We start from the raw sequence: 14957 nt of genomic DNA, 5'->3' as shown, positions 1-14957 counted from the left end.
GTCAATGGGGGGCGCGGATCAGATCAGCCGCTTCCACGCCCAAGGGCGCAGCAAGCTTGACCAGCACTTCAATCGTCGGATTGCGCGCTCCGCGCTCAATGTCGCTGATGTAGGTGCGGTGGATCCCAGCCTCGAAGGCATAGTCCTCCTGACTCCAGCCCTTGGCCGTGCGCAGGCGCTTCAGATTGGCGCCAAGGATCTTGCGAATGTCCACCTGCCTTCAATCGCCCGCCTGTCGACGATCAATCTACAGACCATGAGTGACAAACAACTTGACTGCACGCTTGTTCCGGGCATGTCCTTTGTCACTTATTGGAGACATTAGAAGGAGAACCCATGAACTACCGTTTGATTATAATCCCGCTGCTCCTTGCCGGTACTGCAGCCTGTAATTCGGGGCCGAAAACGCCAGAGGACAAGAAAAGCTGGGCGATTGCTGATGTGCAGATTGCCGTTAAGAGCAGGCTGCGCGATCCAGACAGCGCCCAGTTCAGCAACGTTCACGCAATCACCTATGACGGCCAGAACATTGTGTGCGGTTACGTCAATGCAACCAACGGCTTTGGTGGCAAGAGCGGCCAGCAGCGCTTTGTTGGCGCAGGTTCTGCGGTCTTCCTTGAAGAAGACGGCGCTGACGCGGTGAACGAAGCTTGGTCCAAGTTCGGTTGTTAGATCTTGGCGCCAAACGAACCTTTCTCTTCAAAGAAGCCAAGAAGGAGCCCGTTATCACGATCAAGACAAGCCTAACCCATCCACTGCAGATTGCCGAGGTGCCTGCGGCAAGTGGCACCATTGGGATTACCTTCTGCCCTGGTAAGCAGCAGCGTTCGGCATTTTCAGGACAGTGGCGCCGGGATCTTACTATCGATCTCGACGTGATCCGTGACTGGGGCGCAGCTGCGGTGGTTACGCTGGTTGAGGACCACGAACTGGTCAGCCTCAAGGTTCAGCATCTTGGAACCGCAGTTCGGTCCCGGCACATGGCTTGGCACCACTTGCCGATCCGGGATGTCTCCGTGCCTTGTGCGCGGTTTGAAGCACATTGGCAGGAACGGGGGGAAGCCTTGCGCAGTCTGCTGCGCCATGGGTTTAAGGTGCTGGTCCACTGCAAGGGCGGTCTGGGCCGCGCTGGGACGATTGCGGCGCGTTTGCTGGCGGAGCTCGGAGCAGAGCCAGCCGAAGCGGTCAGCATGGTCCGCAGGGTTCGGCCTGGTGCAATTGAGACAGAGGCGCAGCGCAGGCATGTGCTCAAAGCGACGCCAGTGCCGGAGAAACAGCCGGACACTTCGGTTGAAGCGATCCGCGACCGTGCGGTTGGTGCGCTGCTTGGGCTTGCTGTGGGCGATGCACTGGGCACCACGCTCGAGTTCAGAAGGCGCGATACCTATCCGCTGCTTACTGACATGATCGGAGGCGGACCGTTTGGGCTCAAGCTGGGTGAATGGACCGATGATACCGCGATGGCCTTGGCACTGGGCGACAGTTTGGCCGCCTGCGGAGAGCTCGACGAGCACGATCTCATGCAGCGGTTTCTCTCCTGGTATGAACAGGGCACCTACTCCTGCACGGGGACCTGCTTCGACATAGGGATTACCACCCGGCAGGCGCTGATGCGGTTCAAGGCGAGCGGGGATCCGATTGCTGGATCAACCGACCCCAACACTGCCGGCAATGGCAGTCTGATGCGGCTTGCGCCGGTGGCGATCCGGTTCCACCGGGACCGGGTGAAGCTGCGGGATGCGGCGGCGCGGCAAAGTAGGACTACGCACGCTGCAGCTGAAGCGGTCGACGCCTGCGTTGTTTATGCCGAGATGCTCGCTGATGCGATTGAAGGGCGGCATGCTAGCGAAGTGCTGCACGGGCACTCGGCAGACTGGGCTGGCGCGATTGCTAAGATCACTGCGGGCTCATGGCGCGGAAAGTCCAGGCACCAGATCCGTGCTTCGGGCTATGTCGCTCATAGCCTCGAAGCATCGCTGTGGAGTGTTGCTCGAAGCAACACTTTTGCAGAAGCGGTGCTCCTTGCCGCAAACCTTGGCGAAGATGCCGACACCACCGCTGCGATTACGGGGCAACTGGCTGGTGCACTGCACGGTGCGTCGAATATTCCCCAGACTTGGTTGTATCGGCTCGCCTGGAGGGCGCGAATTGCAGGAATGGCTGATGAACTTATGAGCTTAACCCGCACCCAGTTGATCATTGGCTAGACCTCTGCTCGAGGACTTTTTTAGGCTCTGTTGGCCACATGCCGCGACCGTATAAATGGCGTGCGGCTATCTCTCTCGTCGGAGCAGCAAATCCGAACAACTTCCGCTGAAGCGACCAATCCAAAGGAAGGCTTGCTTTCAGTAGACTGTCTCGCGTCAGCCCGACAGGCTGTGTGCCATCGAGAATTGCGGTGACGATGTCGGGTGCAAGATAATTTAGCCGGATCAGACGGGAAAAGTGGCCTGGCTTACAGCGCAATTCTGCAGCCAAACTCGTAATGGTTCTCTCGCGGTTTTCATCGACTAATCGCTGAGCTTGTCGCGCCCGGCCCATCAATTTGAGCAAGGCTTTGTCAGGGGCAGACCGACTTTGCGGATCGCGCGGGTGCAAGTGAACAGTTGTCCAACGTTCGGCCGATAGCGCGCACGCAGGAACCTCGATCGTCGACCGCGCATCACTGCAAGGCCAGTCAGTTGGTCTTCCCTGAAAGGCAGTGCCCCCCTCCCACAGGAGGAAGCGGTGGACTTCGATAAGACGAAATTCGAGCGATATCTTATCTTCGCTTAGCTCGATCCGGACCAAGAGCGCAGCAAACAGTTCACACATCTGCTCGGCTGGAGTGGTTTCCAAGCGCTCGGCTGCTGACGCGCCAAGCTGAGCAAGCTTTTCGAGTTCATCACCATAAACACCAAAGCGTTTTAGTGCAGTGCGTAATTTTTTCCGGTCGCTGAGAAAGTCTGAGACAGCAGCGATCACCAAACTTTCGAGATGGTCGGCACGGCTACGATATGCGCGCCGGTATTCACGTTGCGACCAGATCGCGTTGCTTGAAGCGTAATTGAAATTAGCCTTTCCGCGATGCCAATCGACATCAAGCAACATGTGCCGCCCCAAGTCATCCCAGAGTAATCCAGCAAGAAAATGATTAGTGCTCTTGGCATGAGGAGGCCGCTTTGTTCGCTCTGCACTGATTGCTTGAGCAGCTTGCCAGGTTTCGTTTGTAATCAGCGGCTGATGCCGGCCTGCATAAGTTCTATCGTGTCCTTGAATTTCGCCGACATAGATTGGACTTCGGATTATCTGGTAAACCGTTGAAGGATTCAAAGGAGTACCGCCGCGAGGCACTCCCCGCTTCGAGTACTTGATCGAACTGCATAATCCGGCTTCTCGTACGGCCGTCATCACCGTGGTATATCTTTTTGTCCTTAGAAATTCTTCGAAGATGAAGCGGACAATCGCTGCTTCACTCTCGTCGATCTCAAGCCCGTCTTCAGTTGCGACATAACCGAATGGCGGCAGCCCACCGTGCACCTTTCCGTGCCTTTTACGCGTGCGAATGCTGTCCCGCACCCTTTCGGCAATGAGTTCGCGCTCAAATTGCGAAAAAGTGAGGAGGACGTTCAAAATCATCCGGCCCATGCTGTCAGAAGTATCAAAAGCCTGCGAAACCGAGACCAACGCTACCCCGCGTCGATCAAAAATCTCAATGAGCCGAACAAAATCGAGCAAGCTCCGGGTGAGCCGATCAATCTTGTAAATTACAACAGTGTCCACACTTCCAGCTTCTATGTCCCGCATCAGGTTGGAAAGTGCAGGCCGTTCAAGGTGACTGCCCGAATGTCCACCATCGTCATAACCGTGGGGCAATTCGATCCAGCCTCGGTATTGTTGACTAGTCACGTACGCGCTGCAAATCTCTCGCTGTGTTGTCAGCGAGTTTACGTCGCGCTCTAACAGGTGGTTTGTGCTCTTGCGGGTATAGATGGCGCAGCGCTTTAGCGGTGAAGTACGGTCATTTGGCATCTGGTGCCTCCTGCAATTGAAACAGGAGTACAACAAACCTGGTCGGTAATTGGATCACCGCCCATGTGAATGGTGTTTCAAGCCGCCGCTTTGGTCAGCGTTTGCAAGCACAGTTGTCGGTAAAATCTCTAGATGGCAGGTAAAAACAATGTCCGAACTCAATCTGCAGGCAACAATCCGCAAAGCACTTCGAGACCGAAAGCGCTGCCGGGACTGGTTGATGCCACATATGGCGCTGGGTAAACTGAAGGCATTCACGAAAAAACACTATCACCAGCTTGCTCTCGCTGAACTCGGACCGATATCAAGGGCCGCCTTTGATGATGGTTGGATATGGGCAATCGAGGATAGCCAGCGGCCAGACTGGTATAACCCAAAGCGGAGAAGCAAATTACTCCGATACACCCGGCTTTGACTGCGAGCACCCGCTGGCTGGAGACTGACTTCGAAAAGCCCCCTCCGCAGCAGTGCCTCTGTCGGTCTCCAGACCAAATCAGTTTGTTGAAGATCAGCAGAAACGCGCCATTGTAGGCTCATCTCATGGTCAAAATCACTGGAGATCAGTCCCCCTGTGGACTGAATGGTGCGGTCGAGAAGACTCGAACTTCCACGGGCTTTCGCCCACAACGACCTCAACGTTGCGCGTCTACCAATTCCGCCACGACCGCTAAATCATCGGGGTGCCGGTGGCGCCCCGGGGGGGTAGGAGCGGGCCATTAGCAAAGGGCGCGAACGGCTGCAAGCGCGGAAAATGGAAGTTGTGAATCAGAAGAGCCGTCCGATCCATCTCCGGCAGCCACTCCCTAAGCTAGGTTCTCAGTTTTCAAATCGCGCGGCCTGTCTTCCCACCCAAATGCATTCTAGAATGACGCGAAACTTAACCTCGAAGAACGTTCGGTCCATTCGAATCAGTGGGGTGGATAAATCAATCTTCGGAATGTTTATGCGTTGGCCTTATCCAAATCCCTGCGCCTTGAGTTCTTTGATGCGCTCCTCGATCAAGAGTTGTTCTACCCTCCTCTCGATCGTCTCATCCCCGATCTTGAGGTGGACGTCGACGATCTGATCGACGGCGCCTTGACGCGGCGACTGGCGCTCGAGCCTGGTATGAAACTGATGGATCTTGATCAGTTCACGCTGGGCTTCGATATCGCCCTTGGCGGCATCAAGCGTGATCCGTTCCGCCATGATCTCCAGCCGGCTCATCCGCTTGCGTTTGCCATCGATCATGACTGTCTGACGCCTCATCAGCGCCGCATCGACCGCTTCGCCAAGATTGCTGGGCGGGACCTTGCGCCTGGCGCCCTTGGGGTTACCCGACTGACCAGGCTTGAACCGGGTGGCAACCGGAGGCTTGCCGTAGCCGACCTCGTAGTCGCCCTTGTTGCTGCCCTTGCTCATTGGCCGTCCTCCTCGCCGAGAGAGGCAAGGCGCTCCGCGGCAACTTCTTCGGAAGGCTGCCCGGTGGCTTGCAACAGGGCCTCCTTGCCGGTGAGCTGCTCATAGCGCTGGACGATCACATCACAGTAACGCGGATCGTATTCGATCAGGCGGGCCTTGCGCCCAGTCTTGTGGGCGGCTGCCAGGGTACTGCCCGATCCGGCGAAGCAGTCGAGGACAATATCACCGCGCTTCGAGCAATCGAGGAGCGCGTCCTTGATCATGGCGACCGGCTTGACCGTCGGATGTAGCACGAGGTCACTGGTGCGCCCGCTGCTGCTAAAGCCGTTGGCACCGGCATAGTCCCAGACATTGGTGCGGTAGCGCCCGCCCCCGCCCAGACCAAAGTTGTTGATGTGCGGCGCGCTGCCGACCTTGAACACGAATACCAGTTCATGCTGCGAGCGGTAGAAGCTGCCCTGCCCGCCAATCCCCTTGTTCCAGACGCACAAGTTCTTGAGCTCACTGAACACCCGCTCACCGGCAAGCTGCACTTCCATCATGTGCCGCCAGTCCATGCAGACATAGGCAATGGCGCCGTCCAGGCAGCGGCTCGCCGCTGCGCCTAGCGTTTCTTCCAGAAACTGGGTGAACTCCTCCCGGTTCATCTCGCCAGTCGCCATGGCAAAGTCGCCGTGCCGCACTTCGCCCCGGCCAGAGACATTGCGGGCAATGGGGACGTTGTAAGGGGGATCAGTAAAGATCAGACCCACCTCCTCATTGCCCAGCAGGGCATCGTAAACCTCCACGCTGCGGGCATCGCCGCAGATCAGCCGGTGAGGCCCAAGCAGCCAGATATCACCGGGCCGGGTGACCGCCACGGCATCGAGCGGCGGGACTGCATCCTCCTCTTCGTCCGCCGTCTGCGGATCAGCCTCAGCCGCCTCACCGAGGATGATTTCGACCTCGCTCGCCTCAAAGCCAATTACGGAAAGGTCAAAGTTCAGCTCGATCAAGCCGCCCAGTTCGATGGCGAGCAGCTCCTTGTCCCAGCCCGCCTGCAAGGCGAGCTGGTTATCAGCCAGGACATAGGCGCGCCGCTCGGTCTCATCGAGATGAGCCAGGCGAATGACCGGCACACGCTCGAGCCCGAGCTGCCTTGCGGCAAGCAGCCGCCCTGCACCGGCAATGATCTCAAGATCATCGCTGACCAGCAGCGGCGAGGTAAATCCGAAGCGCTGAATGCTGGCAGCAATCTGCTGGATCTGCTGCTTGGAATGGGTCCGGGGGTTACCCGGGTACGGGCGCAACTTGTCGAGCACGACTTGCTCGACACGCGGATCGGTTAAAATCCTCATGGGAAGAGCTCACATTTGTGAGAGCTTGGGGGCGAGGCCCCAGCTTTCTGCCCGTGAGTTCGCTCGTTAGCTCACACGGCACTCTTGCCTGCTGCGATCATGGAATAAGGCGCCGCAGCCTTTGGGAGTGGGGTCAATTTGCCATCGCCAAATCGGGCTGACAAGAGAGATTTTGCAATCCGATCAATAGTATCAAGAATGTGATACTCGCCCCAGCCAGATCCGCAAACGGGATAGAACATCCCCTCACCGCAAAACGCGTTTTCCTCTCCCTGCTCATTCCCTGCAAATTCCCTGCTCTGCGCACGGGAATTGCTGTGCCTCGGCCAAGCTGGAACCGCAGAAATCTGTCCATTCTGGGGTGTATCCAACTGCGGGCCGGTGTCAGATTTCAAATTGCAGGGAATTTCCTGGAGACGATCTTGCTCTGGACTGCACCGCGCACCATTGAGTCCGAACAGGGACACAATCTCCAACAATTTGACATAACACCACGCCCAAAAGGGCGCAGTTCTGCGGATTTTCATAGCTGAAGATTGGGCTGGAGACAGGTGGAGCTGCAGTGCAGTTGTAGGCGAAATCGCGGCTAGTCTCCAAAGACATATTCTGCTCCGAGGCGGCTCCTGCCAACATAGCGGTGGTTTAGGTACTTTGCACTCACGTTTGCTAGAAACGAAAGCTTCAAGGAGCACTATTCAATTTGGAGATATAATGAGTCCAATCTTCAAAATGTCATGATAAAAGTGGGCGAGCTGCGGTGCGGGCGGCGTTATTTCTTCGGGAAGGCACACAATGTCGGCATCGGCCATTGCGGCGCCATCGGTAAGCACTGTCGCGCTCTCATTGCGTCTCCTCACGGTCGCGACCGCGGCCGAAGCGCTCAAGCCGGAACATGGCCTTAGTCACATTCCCAGCACCGTGGGTGAACTTTGGATTAGCCAGACGCGGCCGAATTCTCCGGGCTGGGTGACTTTCTTAGGTGGGTTGGCGCCGGACGTTGTCGGAATGCTGCGCACCCAATCCTGCTCAGCCGTGCTTTTCGTGGAGGTTACCAAGCCGGCCAAGCGTTTGTTCGCAATCTGCTTCGGACAGGGGCACCATTCCCTCGCCGACGGCGCGGTAGAGCGCGGATTTGGGCTCAAGGTTACGCTGAGCCAGGTGGCGCGCGACCAGCTTAGGACGATCGACAGTGCGGCTTTAGATTCGACGGTTATGCAGCGCCGCACCCAAGCAAGCCGCAACGCTGACCTGGTTGCCTTTGAGATCGACACCAACCGTGAGCTGGTCCGCCTCGCCTCGGGCGTCCCCAAATCGGGCGACTTTGCGAAGGCTCTTTCAGGTCGCGATGCGCTCGCTACCCGCGCACAGATTGCGCCGGGCAACATCGTCGCTTATTGCGAGCGCGCCCTGGCGATCTACCAAACCAAGGCCTATCGCCGCGACTTTCCCTTCGTCGACCATGTTGAGCTAGTCACCGACCGGACTAGGTGCGCCGAGCTCGACGCCTTGGCTTATGCACAACTGGCTGCGTTGGTCGCGGGCGGAGCCTCGGACCTTCACCTTACCATTCCCGATATCCTCTCCCCAGGCAAAGAAGTCGAGATCGGCTATTTCGGCGCAGGCTTTGCCAAAGGCCGCAAGCCCGCCTTTGCGGAACTCGCCATTGAAGACTATGTCGCCGAGCTCCAGCGCGGCGACTTTGCCTCGATCAATGGTATGGCTGAGATCAAGGCCTCGCATGAGATCTGCGTGATGACAGACGGGCAAGCCGACCGCACCCACCGGCGCAAGGTTTACTCGTGCATAGTCTATGAGGCACATCACAAAGGTGAGGTCTACATCCTGTTTGACGGGCAATGGTATCTGGTCGACCGCGGCTTCTATGGCGAGATCGACAAGGCGTATAAGGGGCTTCTCGCACGGCCGTTCGAAATGCAGACCACCGCCGTGAATGAGCGGGACTTTATTGCACAGCTTCAGAGCCGGTCCGATCTGTTATGCCTCGACCAGACCCGCACCAATCCCGCTGGCGCTAAGATTGCCAATATCGAGCCTTGCGACTTTCTGTCTATGAGCCGGCAGATCATCCACCTCAAGGACGGCCACGCCTCCGCCCCACTGAGCCACCTGTGGAATCAAGGTCTAGTCTCGGCTGAAAGCTTCGTTTCTGATGCCAAGTTCCGCTCGGATTTTCGGAAGGCGATCGCTGCGCGCGAGCGCAAGTATTCTCGGACCGGGTTCGGCAACTTAGTGCCCGATGGGCGCACCAAGCCTGTTACGACCGACTTCACGATCGTCTTTGGGGTGATGCGCCATCCCGGCATGCAATCGAAATCGCTCGATCTGCCGTTTTTCAGCAAGATTGCGCTACGGGCAGTCGCCCAACGATTAGCGCTGATGGGCTTCGCCGTTGAGTTACACCTGATCGCGAAAGTAAAAGGTTAGGCAAGTCGCCTCGCGTTGACACAGCCGTCATTGGTCGCCTTTGTTGCGCTCGTCGAGAACGCCTGTTGGTCCAGCTAACCTGCAGCTCCACGATACAGGAATGTTGGAGCTAGTGGGTCTACCTTTCATTACAGTAGTTTCGCGAAGGCCTGCAGGTGAAGCAGTATGATCGAGCTACCTCAATGAGCTCGACACCCCATTACCACGGCAAATGCAGCTTGAAGTTCCCGTTCATCTCTTCATGAGTAACGCAGAGGGAGGAATGAATGATCGGGCAATGGATTGGCAGAGCTGAAGGTGAAATACCCGGTACTTTGAGGATCGAGATAGAGGACCGTGGGTTCGGTTTGATTGGCCGAGCTTACCTTTTTTATGACGACCCGAATCTACCGGCTATCTGTTCGACATAAATCTGCCGAAGGATCAGCCTTTTCAAGCAAGGCTCGCATCGATCTATCTATATCCCGCGGGAGGGATAATGTCTGCCCAAGACAGAAAAGAGGCCGAAGCATATCTCGAAAGCAATTATGGCGAGGCGATGCCACCTCACGTTGATGTCGAATTCTCTTTGATCGGTGCTGACCTCATGGTCGCATGGGCCCGGCCTGAACCAGTCGTGGCGAGCAAGCCGAGCGGCGTGAAACGCTTTCTCCGCTTAGTTCAGAACCAAGCCGCAGACCAAGGATCACAGCAAGGCAAAGTTACGTTAAGGCTTTAAGACCCCGCTGGCCCGTCAGTTCTGACGCGCCGTCCAGATCTCGTTTCATGGGAGCAATTTCGCCATTGGGCGACTGCTCAGCAGCCTCGCCAATACATCTTTCGGGGACAGAGCCAACCATTCAAGCTCGCAACATCGTTCCATCGGACTTGGCGCAAGAATCTAAACCAGTGGATCACACAGGACATAGATTTGCTGTTCGGGTCTGTCGCAGAGACGCTGAAGTACCCTCTCCAACTGGGCAATTTGCAGCACAACGCAGCAATATGGAGCATCCTGCAGCATCATGGCTATCCCACGCCAATGCTTGATTGGTCCTATTCTCCATTCGTCGCTGCCTACTTTGCCTTCCAAGAAAACGTTGAAGCCAAAAGCTCGCCGCGAATCTACATTTTTGATCGCGTCGCGTGGATCAATAGGTACGGCAAGGCTGGCTTCGTCGTCGACGCAGCACCAAATCAAGTCGTCGTCGTCGAGACGATGCCATTCGGCAACCCCAGACATTCCCCACAACAGGCAATCGACAGTCACGAATGTCGCAGATGTCGAGGCTTTCATTCGCGAACGCGAGGAGGCTGACGGAGCGACTTATCTAACCGTTTGCGATCTGCCGATAGGTAGCCGCCCCCAGATTATGCGCGAGCTTGAGCTTATGGGCATCACATATGGATCACTGTTCCCAGGGTTGGACGGGCTTTGCAGAGATATGCGCGATAGGCTATTCACTCCTCCCGCCTGAGCGCATTACCGACAGCGGCATGGATCGAATTGAATTGCAGTTTATTGCTTTTTTATTATCCAAAAGATGCCTTTCCGGAGTGTCCAACTAAGCCGCCATTGAGTGCAATCGAGAACCAAGGCGTTCGATATATTCCTGCTGTGCGAGCCGCTGCTGCCAAGTCTGCGGGATTTTGTTTGCTCCAAAAAATGCCCCAGCCAGCTGCCCTGTGATCGCCGCCGTGGTGTCCGCATCCTCGCCAAGGTTGGCTGCGAGCAGCACAGCTTCTGCGAAGCTTCCGCTTCTAGCAACACTCCACAGCGATGCTTCAAGACTATGCGCAACGTAGCCTGATGCGCGTATCTGCAGCCTAGGTTTACCACGCCAAGAGCCTGCTGCGATCTTACCAATGGCTCCAGTCCAGTTGCCTTGTTGCCCTTGCAGCACCGCGTTAACCGGCCGCCCTTCAATCGCATCGGCCAGCATCTCAGAATAGACCACACAAGCATCCACGGCCTCGGGCGCGGCGTGCGTAGTCCTACTCTGCCGCGCCGCCGCATCGCGCAGCTTGGCGCGGTCGCGGTGGAACCGGATCGCCACCGGCGCAAGCCGCATCAGGCTGCCATTGCCGGCACTGTTGGGATCACTTGATCCAGCAATCGGATCACCGCTCGCCTTGAACCGCATCAGCGCCTGCCGGGTGGTGATCCCAATGTCGAAGCAGGTTCCCGTGCAGGAATAGGTGCCCTGTTCATACCAGGAGAGGAACCGGCGCATGAGATCGTGCTCGTTTAGTTCGCCTTCGGCAATCAAGCTGTCGGCCAGCGCCAAAGCCATGGCGGTATCGTCAGTCCATTCACCCGGCTTGAGACCAAACGGTCCGCCTCCGATCATGTCAGTAAGCAGCGGATAGGTATCGCGCCTTCTGAACTCGAGCGTGGTGCCTAGAGCATCGCCCACAGCAAGCCCGAGCAGCGCGCCAACCGCCCGGTCGCGGATCGCTTCAACCGAGGTATCTGGCTGTTTCTCGGGCACTGGCGTTGCATTGAGGACATGCCGCCGCTGCGCCTCGGTCTCAATTGCACCCGGCCGCACACTCCGCACCATACTGATCGCTTCGGCTGGATCGGTCCCAAGCTCCGCAAGCAAGCGTGCCGCAATCGTGCCAGCCCGGCCCAGACCGCCCTTGCAGTGGACCAGGACCTTGAACCCATGACGCAGCAGACTGCGCAAGGCTTCACCGCGATCCTGCCACTGCGCTTCAAATCGCGAGCAGGGCGTTGAGACATCCCGGATCGGCAAGTGGTGCCAAGCCATGTGCCGGGCCTGTACTGCGCTTCCAAGAGCTTCGACCTTAAGGCTCGCCAGTTCATGGTCCTCAACCAAGGTCACAACGGCGGCCGCCCCCCAGTCACGGATCACGTCGAGATCGATGGCAAGATCCCGGCTCCACTGCCCGGAGAAGGCCGAGCGCTGCTGCTTTCCAGGACAGAAGGTGATCCCAATGGTGCCAGCTGCGCCTGCCACCTCGGCAATCTGCAAGGGATGGGTCAGACTGGTCTTCAAGGAGCTTTGCTTTCTTGCGTGCGATCACCATTGAGCTCGGCATTGGCTTTGCGGAACTCATCACTGCTCAGCGCTGGCCATTCACGCGAGGTGACCTGGACCTGCTGCTCGGCGCCATTGCGGGTGAACACTACGGGAATAGCCGTCCCCACCGGCACATTACGGAAACGCGAGATAAACTCGCCGTCGGTTTTGAACTTCTTGCCGTTGATGCGGATGATCACATCGCCCGCTTGGAGACCGGCGGCTTGCGCCGGCGTGTTACTGCCAACACGCAAGATGCGGTAACCGCAGCAAGGCTTGCCGCTCTCGGTACGCCCCACGATGCCAAGGTACCGACCAAGGCGCCGCGAGCCTTCAGGAAGCACGCCGCCTGCATCGAGCAGAAGGGTGACCACCCCGTCAAAGTAATCCGGACCCGTCTGCGCCTCCTGGCGCATCTGGCCAAAGGCAGTCTCGGTCTCGATCCAGGTGTAAGCCTGGACCCGCACGTCTGATCCCAGCTTTACTAGAGAGAACCTAACGAACCCGCGCGGATCGGTTGAATAGCGGTTACCAAGAAACACCTTGGCAAAAGCGCTGCTCACAGCGTCGAGCTTGAACTCGCAGACCACCTGGTTGGGAGTTTGGCCCGCAATGGTCCAGGCGCGGTCCATGCAGCGGCTGGCGATCTTGCCGTCAGCCCCTTCCAGGCTCTCGCCTTCAAACCGCGCTTCGGCCTGGTTCGAGGGGATCGTGTACCAATTGCCTTGAGCAAAGGCAGGCTGAGCTAAGACTCCAAGAGCAAGGGGCAGGACTAGCTTATAGTTCATCAAATACCTCTCACATTGTCTCCAATAAGTGACAAAGGACATGCCGGGAACAACGGTGCAGTCAAGTCGTTTGTCACTCATGGTCTGTAGATTGATCGTCGACACGCGGGCGATTGAAGGCAGGTGGACATTCGCAAGATCCTTGGCGCCAACTTGAAGCGCCTGCGCACGGCCAAGGGCTGGAGTCAGGAGGACTATGCCTTCGAGGCCGGGATCCACCGCACCTACATCAGCGACATTGAGCGCGGAGCGCGCAATCCGACGATTGAAGTGCTGGTCAAGCTTGCTGCGCCCTTGGACGTGGAAGCTGCTGACCTAATCCGCGCGCCGCGCTAATTTAAGCCTGCAACAGCAGCGCACGTTGCTCATTCCATGGCAGCGGCAGGTAGGTGCTGCGCAGTTTGGCCGTGGTCAGTGACACTGGCTGCTTACCCGCAAGGACCGCTTCAACGATTTCTGGCGCAAGGCATGACAGCTCGATCAGCTGGCTAAGATGCTTGCGGCACTTGCCCTGCTGCTCAGCTAACTCTGCCAGCGCGATCTCAGGATGATCCAGCACCAGTTGCCGCGCAGCATGTGCTTCTGCGAGCGAGGCGATCAGCTTCTCATCGCGGGCAGGCTTAGGTGGGGGAACCAGTGTGTTCGGCTGCCCATCGCCTGCGATCATCAGCCGGATCTGATGTCCCCGCCGCTCCCGATGCGCAGGCACGCTCAGCGTGATCGGCACTGCGGATGAATCAAGCTCAATGCCAAGTATCTCGACTAAACCATTGGCGAAGAGCGCAAGCTCGACCGTGGCTTCGCGGAGGATCGCCTGGCTGAGCACCTGAGTGATGATCGCATGCTTGGCCTTGGCTGACCCACTGCGCAGCTTAGCAGCGGTGAGGTCGGCCTTGGCCAGTGCCTGCTGCAACGCATGTGCCTCGATGTCAGCTTGGGCGAGGCCAACGATATTACTGGGTGCTGCGAAGTAGGCAGCTAGCTTCGCGGTGACAATCTGCTCAAGGTCATGCGCCGAGACGCGGTATGCGGGTTGGTCCGTGGTCTGGTCTGGCCGGGTGACGTAGTAACGGTAGCGCTGGGCCTTGCCCTTGCTGGCATGGCTTGGGGTCATCGCGCGGCCGTCGCTGCCCTGGAGGATACCGGTCAGCAGGCTCGGCTGCTGGCCCCTCAGCCGCCGCGATGTTCCCGAGGCATTGGCCTTGAGCTTGGCCTGGACAGCCTCAAACAGATCTTCCGGAACGATTGCTTCATGCTCGCCGGGATAGACCTCACCCTTATGGATGATTTTGCCGCGGTAGATCGGGTTTGAGAGCAGATGGTAGAGCGTACCCCTGCGGAACGCGCAGCCGCCCCGGTGGGGGCCGCTGGCTCTGAGCTGAACCTTAGTCGTGTAGCCCTTGGCATTGAGATCATCAGCCAGCTCGACCACCGAGCCTAGTTCAAGGTAGCGCTGGTAGATCTGCCGGACGAGGTCGGCTTCCTTCGTATTTACGATCAGGCGGCGGCTCTCGACATCGTAGCCCAAGGGCAGGGGGCCGCCCATCCACATGCCCTTGCGTTTGGAGGCAGCAATCTTGTCGCGGATCCGCTCGCCGGTGACCTCGCGCTCGAACTGGGCAAACGAGAGCAGCATGTTGAGGGTTAGCCTCCCCATGCTCGTGGTGGTGTTGAACGACTGGGTGATCGAGACAAAGCTCGCCTTGGCGGTGTCGAGCACGTCTACGATTTTGGCAAAGTCGGCCAAACTGCGGGTCAAGCGGTCGATCTTGTAGACGAGGATGATGTCGACCTTGCCGGCTGCAACATCAGCCATCAGCCGCTTTAGGCCGGGTCGCTCCATGTTCCCGCCGGTGACCGGCCCCCACTGAGTGGTCCGCGTTAATTGTTAGTGCAAGATTGCCTCCGGCGCCATGGGTGACCGCAGGTGGAGCGAAGCGGAACCGGAG

15 protein-coding genes, 1 tRNA gene and 1 pseudogene are annotated in these 14957 nt (G+C 57.9%); 7 read left to right on the top strand and 10 right to left on the bottom strand.

The features are described from left to right. Position 1 precedes the first annotated feature (1 nt). Positions 2-214, bottom strand: coding sequence for a helix-turn-helix domain-containing protein (locus tag ACQKOE_RS16160; RefSeq protein WP_427513737.1), 213 nt, complete (start codon positions 212-214; stop codon positions 2-4). Between the two features lie 122 nt (positions 215-336). Between ACQKOE_RS16160 and ACQKOE_RS16155 the strand changes: the two genes are divergently transcribed. Together ACQKOE_RS16155 and ACQKOE_RS16150 are read left to right on the top strand one after the other, a co-directional pair. After that, the gene (locus tag ACQKOE_RS16155) at positions 337-672 is read left to right on the top strand and encodes a hypothetical protein (RefSeq protein ID WP_427513736.1); all 336 of its coding nucleotides are present in this window, start codon (positions 337-339) and stop codon (positions 670-672) included. After that, positions 651-2207 carry an ADP-ribosylglycohydrolase family protein gene (locus ACQKOE_RS16150; protein ID WP_427513735.1) on the top strand — a complete coding sequence of 519 codons (1557 nt, stop codon included), beginning with the start codon at positions 651-653 and terminating at the stop codon, positions 2205-2207. The genes ACQKOE_RS16155 and ACQKOE_RS16150 overlap by 22 nt, the downstream gene beginning before the upstream one ends. Here the strand turns inward: ACQKOE_RS16150 and ACQKOE_RS16145 are convergent. Further along, the gene (locus ACQKOE_RS16145) at positions 2197-4011 is read right to left on the bottom strand and encodes a recombinase family protein (RefSeq protein WP_427513734.1); all 1815 of its coding nucleotides are present in this window, start codon (positions 4009-4011) and stop codon (positions 2197-2199) included. The genes ACQKOE_RS16150 and ACQKOE_RS16145 overlap by 11 nt on opposite strands. Before the next feature lie 148 nt (positions 4012-4159). Between ACQKOE_RS16145 and ACQKOE_RS16140 the strand changes: the two genes are divergently transcribed. Next, complete coding sequence (locus tag ACQKOE_RS16140; RefSeq protein ID WP_427513733.1) at positions 4160-4426, top strand: hypothetical protein; 267 nt, start codon at positions 4160-4162, stop codon at positions 4424-4426. A 166-nt stretch (positions 4427-4592) separates the two neighbouring features. Here the strand turns inward: ACQKOE_RS16140 and ACQKOE_RS16135 are convergent. The 4 genes from ACQKOE_RS16135 to ACQKOE_RS16120 all read right to left on the bottom strand — a co-directional run bounded on the left by ACQKOE_RS16135 (position 4593) and on the right by ACQKOE_RS16120 (position 7276). Next, positions 4593-4679: transfer RNA gene (locus ACQKOE_RS16135), tRNA-Leu, on the bottom strand. A 286-nt stretch (positions 4680-4965) separates the two neighbouring features. Beyond that, entirely contained in the window at positions 4966-5412 is a 447-nt protein-coding gene (locus tag ACQKOE_RS16130) for a DUF5681 domain-containing protein (protein ID WP_427513732.1), read from the bottom strand. Continuing rightward, positions 5409-6749, bottom strand: a complete 1341-nt coding sequence (locus tag ACQKOE_RS16125) for a site-specific DNA-methyltransferase (protein ID WP_427513731.1) — start codon at positions 6747-6749, stop codon at positions 5409-5411. The genes ACQKOE_RS16130 and ACQKOE_RS16125 overlap by 4 nt, the downstream gene beginning before the upstream one ends. A gap of 71 nt (positions 6750-6820) precedes the next feature. Continuing rightward, positions 6821-7276: a hypothetical protein gene (locus ACQKOE_RS16120; protein ID WP_427513730.1), complete on the bottom strand. Its 456-nt coding sequence runs from the start codon at positions 7274-7276 to the stop codon at positions 6821-6823. Between the two features lie 265 nt (positions 7277-7541). Between ACQKOE_RS16120 and ACQKOE_RS16115 the strand changes: the two genes are divergently transcribed. The 3 genes from ACQKOE_RS16115 to ACQKOE_RS16105 all read left to right on the top strand — a co-directional run bounded on the left by ACQKOE_RS16115 (position 7542) and on the right by ACQKOE_RS16105 (position 10491). Then, positions 7542-9194 carry a DUF6119 family protein gene (locus tag ACQKOE_RS16115; protein WP_427513729.1) on the top strand — a complete coding sequence of 551 codons (1653 nt, stop codon included), beginning with the start codon at positions 7542-7544 and terminating at the stop codon, positions 9192-9194. Between the two features lie 478 nt (positions 9195-9672). After that, the gene (locus ACQKOE_RS16110) at positions 9673-9912 is read left to right on the top strand and encodes a hypothetical protein (protein WP_427513728.1); all 240 of its coding nucleotides are present in this window, start codon (positions 9673-9675) and stop codon (positions 9910-9912) included. Positions 9913-9933: 21 nt separating this feature from the next. Further along, complete coding sequence (locus tag ACQKOE_RS16105) at positions 9934-10491, top strand: FRG domain-containing protein (protein WP_427513765.1); 558 nt, start codon at positions 9934-9936, stop codon at positions 10489-10491. A gap of 247 nt (positions 10492-10738) precedes the next feature. Here ACQKOE_RS16105 and ACQKOE_RS16100 read toward each other — a convergent pair whose 3' ends face one another. Both ACQKOE_RS16100 and ACQKOE_RS16095 read right to left on the bottom strand, forming a co-directional pair. Continuing rightward, on the bottom strand, positions 10739-12196 hold the full coding sequence (locus ACQKOE_RS16100) for an ADP-ribosylglycohydrolase family protein (protein ID WP_427513727.1): 1458 nt from the start codon (positions 12194-12196) through the stop codon (positions 10739-10741). Beyond that, on the bottom strand, positions 12193-13113 hold the full coding sequence (locus tag ACQKOE_RS16095) for a PDZ domain-containing protein (RefSeq protein WP_427513726.1): 921 nt from the start codon (positions 13111-13113) through the stop codon (positions 12193-12195). Before ACQKOE_RS16095 ends, ACQKOE_RS16100 begins: the two co-directional genes overlap by 4 nt. 18 nt (positions 13114-13131) lie before the next feature. Between ACQKOE_RS16095 and ACQKOE_RS16090 the strand changes: the two genes are divergently transcribed. Beyond that, on the top strand, positions 13132-13344 hold the full coding sequence (locus ACQKOE_RS16090; RefSeq protein WP_427513725.1) for a helix-turn-helix domain-containing protein: 213 nt from the start codon (positions 13132-13134) through the stop codon (positions 13342-13344). Position 13345: 1 nt separating this feature from the next. Here the strand turns inward: ACQKOE_RS16090 and ACQKOE_RS16085 are convergent, their stop codons facing one another. Next, positions 13346-14554: a recombinase family protein gene (locus ACQKOE_RS16085; RefSeq protein ID WP_427513764.1), complete on the bottom strand. Its 1209-nt coding sequence runs from the start codon at positions 14552-14554 to the stop codon at positions 13346-13348. A 12-nt stretch (positions 14555-14566) separates the two neighbouring features. After that, positions 14567-14854 (bottom strand): annotated as a pseudogene (locus tag ACQKOE_RS16080) (recombinase family protein); the annotation flags it as partial. Positions 14855-14957 lie beyond the last annotated feature (103 nt).

It is taken from the genome of Novosphingobium sp. NPDC080210 (assembly GCF_050281025.1).
In the GTDB taxonomy this organism is placed as follows: Bacteria; Pseudomonadota; Alphaproteobacteria; order Sphingomonadales; family Sphingomonadaceae; genus Novosphingobium.
Note: the sequence above shows the minus strand (reverse complement) of the source record. Positions and strands in the feature narration are given on the sequence as shown.

Excerpts from the sequence above, each read along its gene's own strand:
- ACQKOE_RS16085 (WP_427513764.1), bottom strand. The coding sequence starts at position 14,554 with ATGGGCGGCCCCCTGCCCTTGGGCTACGATGTCGAGAGCCGCCGCCTG.
- ACQKOE_RS16110 (WP_427513728.1), top strand. The coding sequence starts at position 9,673 with ATGTCTGCCCAAGACAGAAAAGAGGCCGAAGCATATCTCGAAAGCAAT.
- ACQKOE_RS16155 (WP_427513736.1), top strand. The coding sequence starts at position 337 with ATGAACTACCGTTTGATTATAATCCCGCTGCTCCTTGCCGGTACTGCA.
- ACQKOE_RS16140 (WP_427513733.1), top strand. The coding sequence starts at position 4,160 with ATGTCCGAACTCAATCTGCAGGCAACAATCCGCAAAGCACTTCGAGAC.
- ACQKOE_RS16130 (WP_427513732.1), bottom strand. The coding sequence starts at position 5,412 with ATGAGCAAGGGCAGCAACAAGGGCGACTACGAGGTCGGCTACGGCAAG.
- ACQKOE_RS16125 (WP_427513731.1), bottom strand. The coding sequence starts at position 6,749 with ATGAGGATTTTAACCGATCCGCGTGTCGAGCAAGTCGTGCTCGACAAG.
- ACQKOE_RS16120 (WP_427513730.1), bottom strand. The coding sequence starts at position 7,276 with ATGAAAATCCGCAGAACTGCGCCCTTTTGGGCGTGGTGTTATGTCAAA.
- ACQKOE_RS16115 (WP_427513729.1), top strand. The coding sequence starts at position 7,542 with ATGTCGGCATCGGCCATTGCGGCGCCATCGGTAAGCACTGTCGCGCTC.
- ACQKOE_RS16145 (WP_427513734.1), bottom strand. The coding sequence starts at position 4,011 with ATGCCAAATGACCGTACTTCACCGCTAAAGCGCTGCGCCATCTATACC.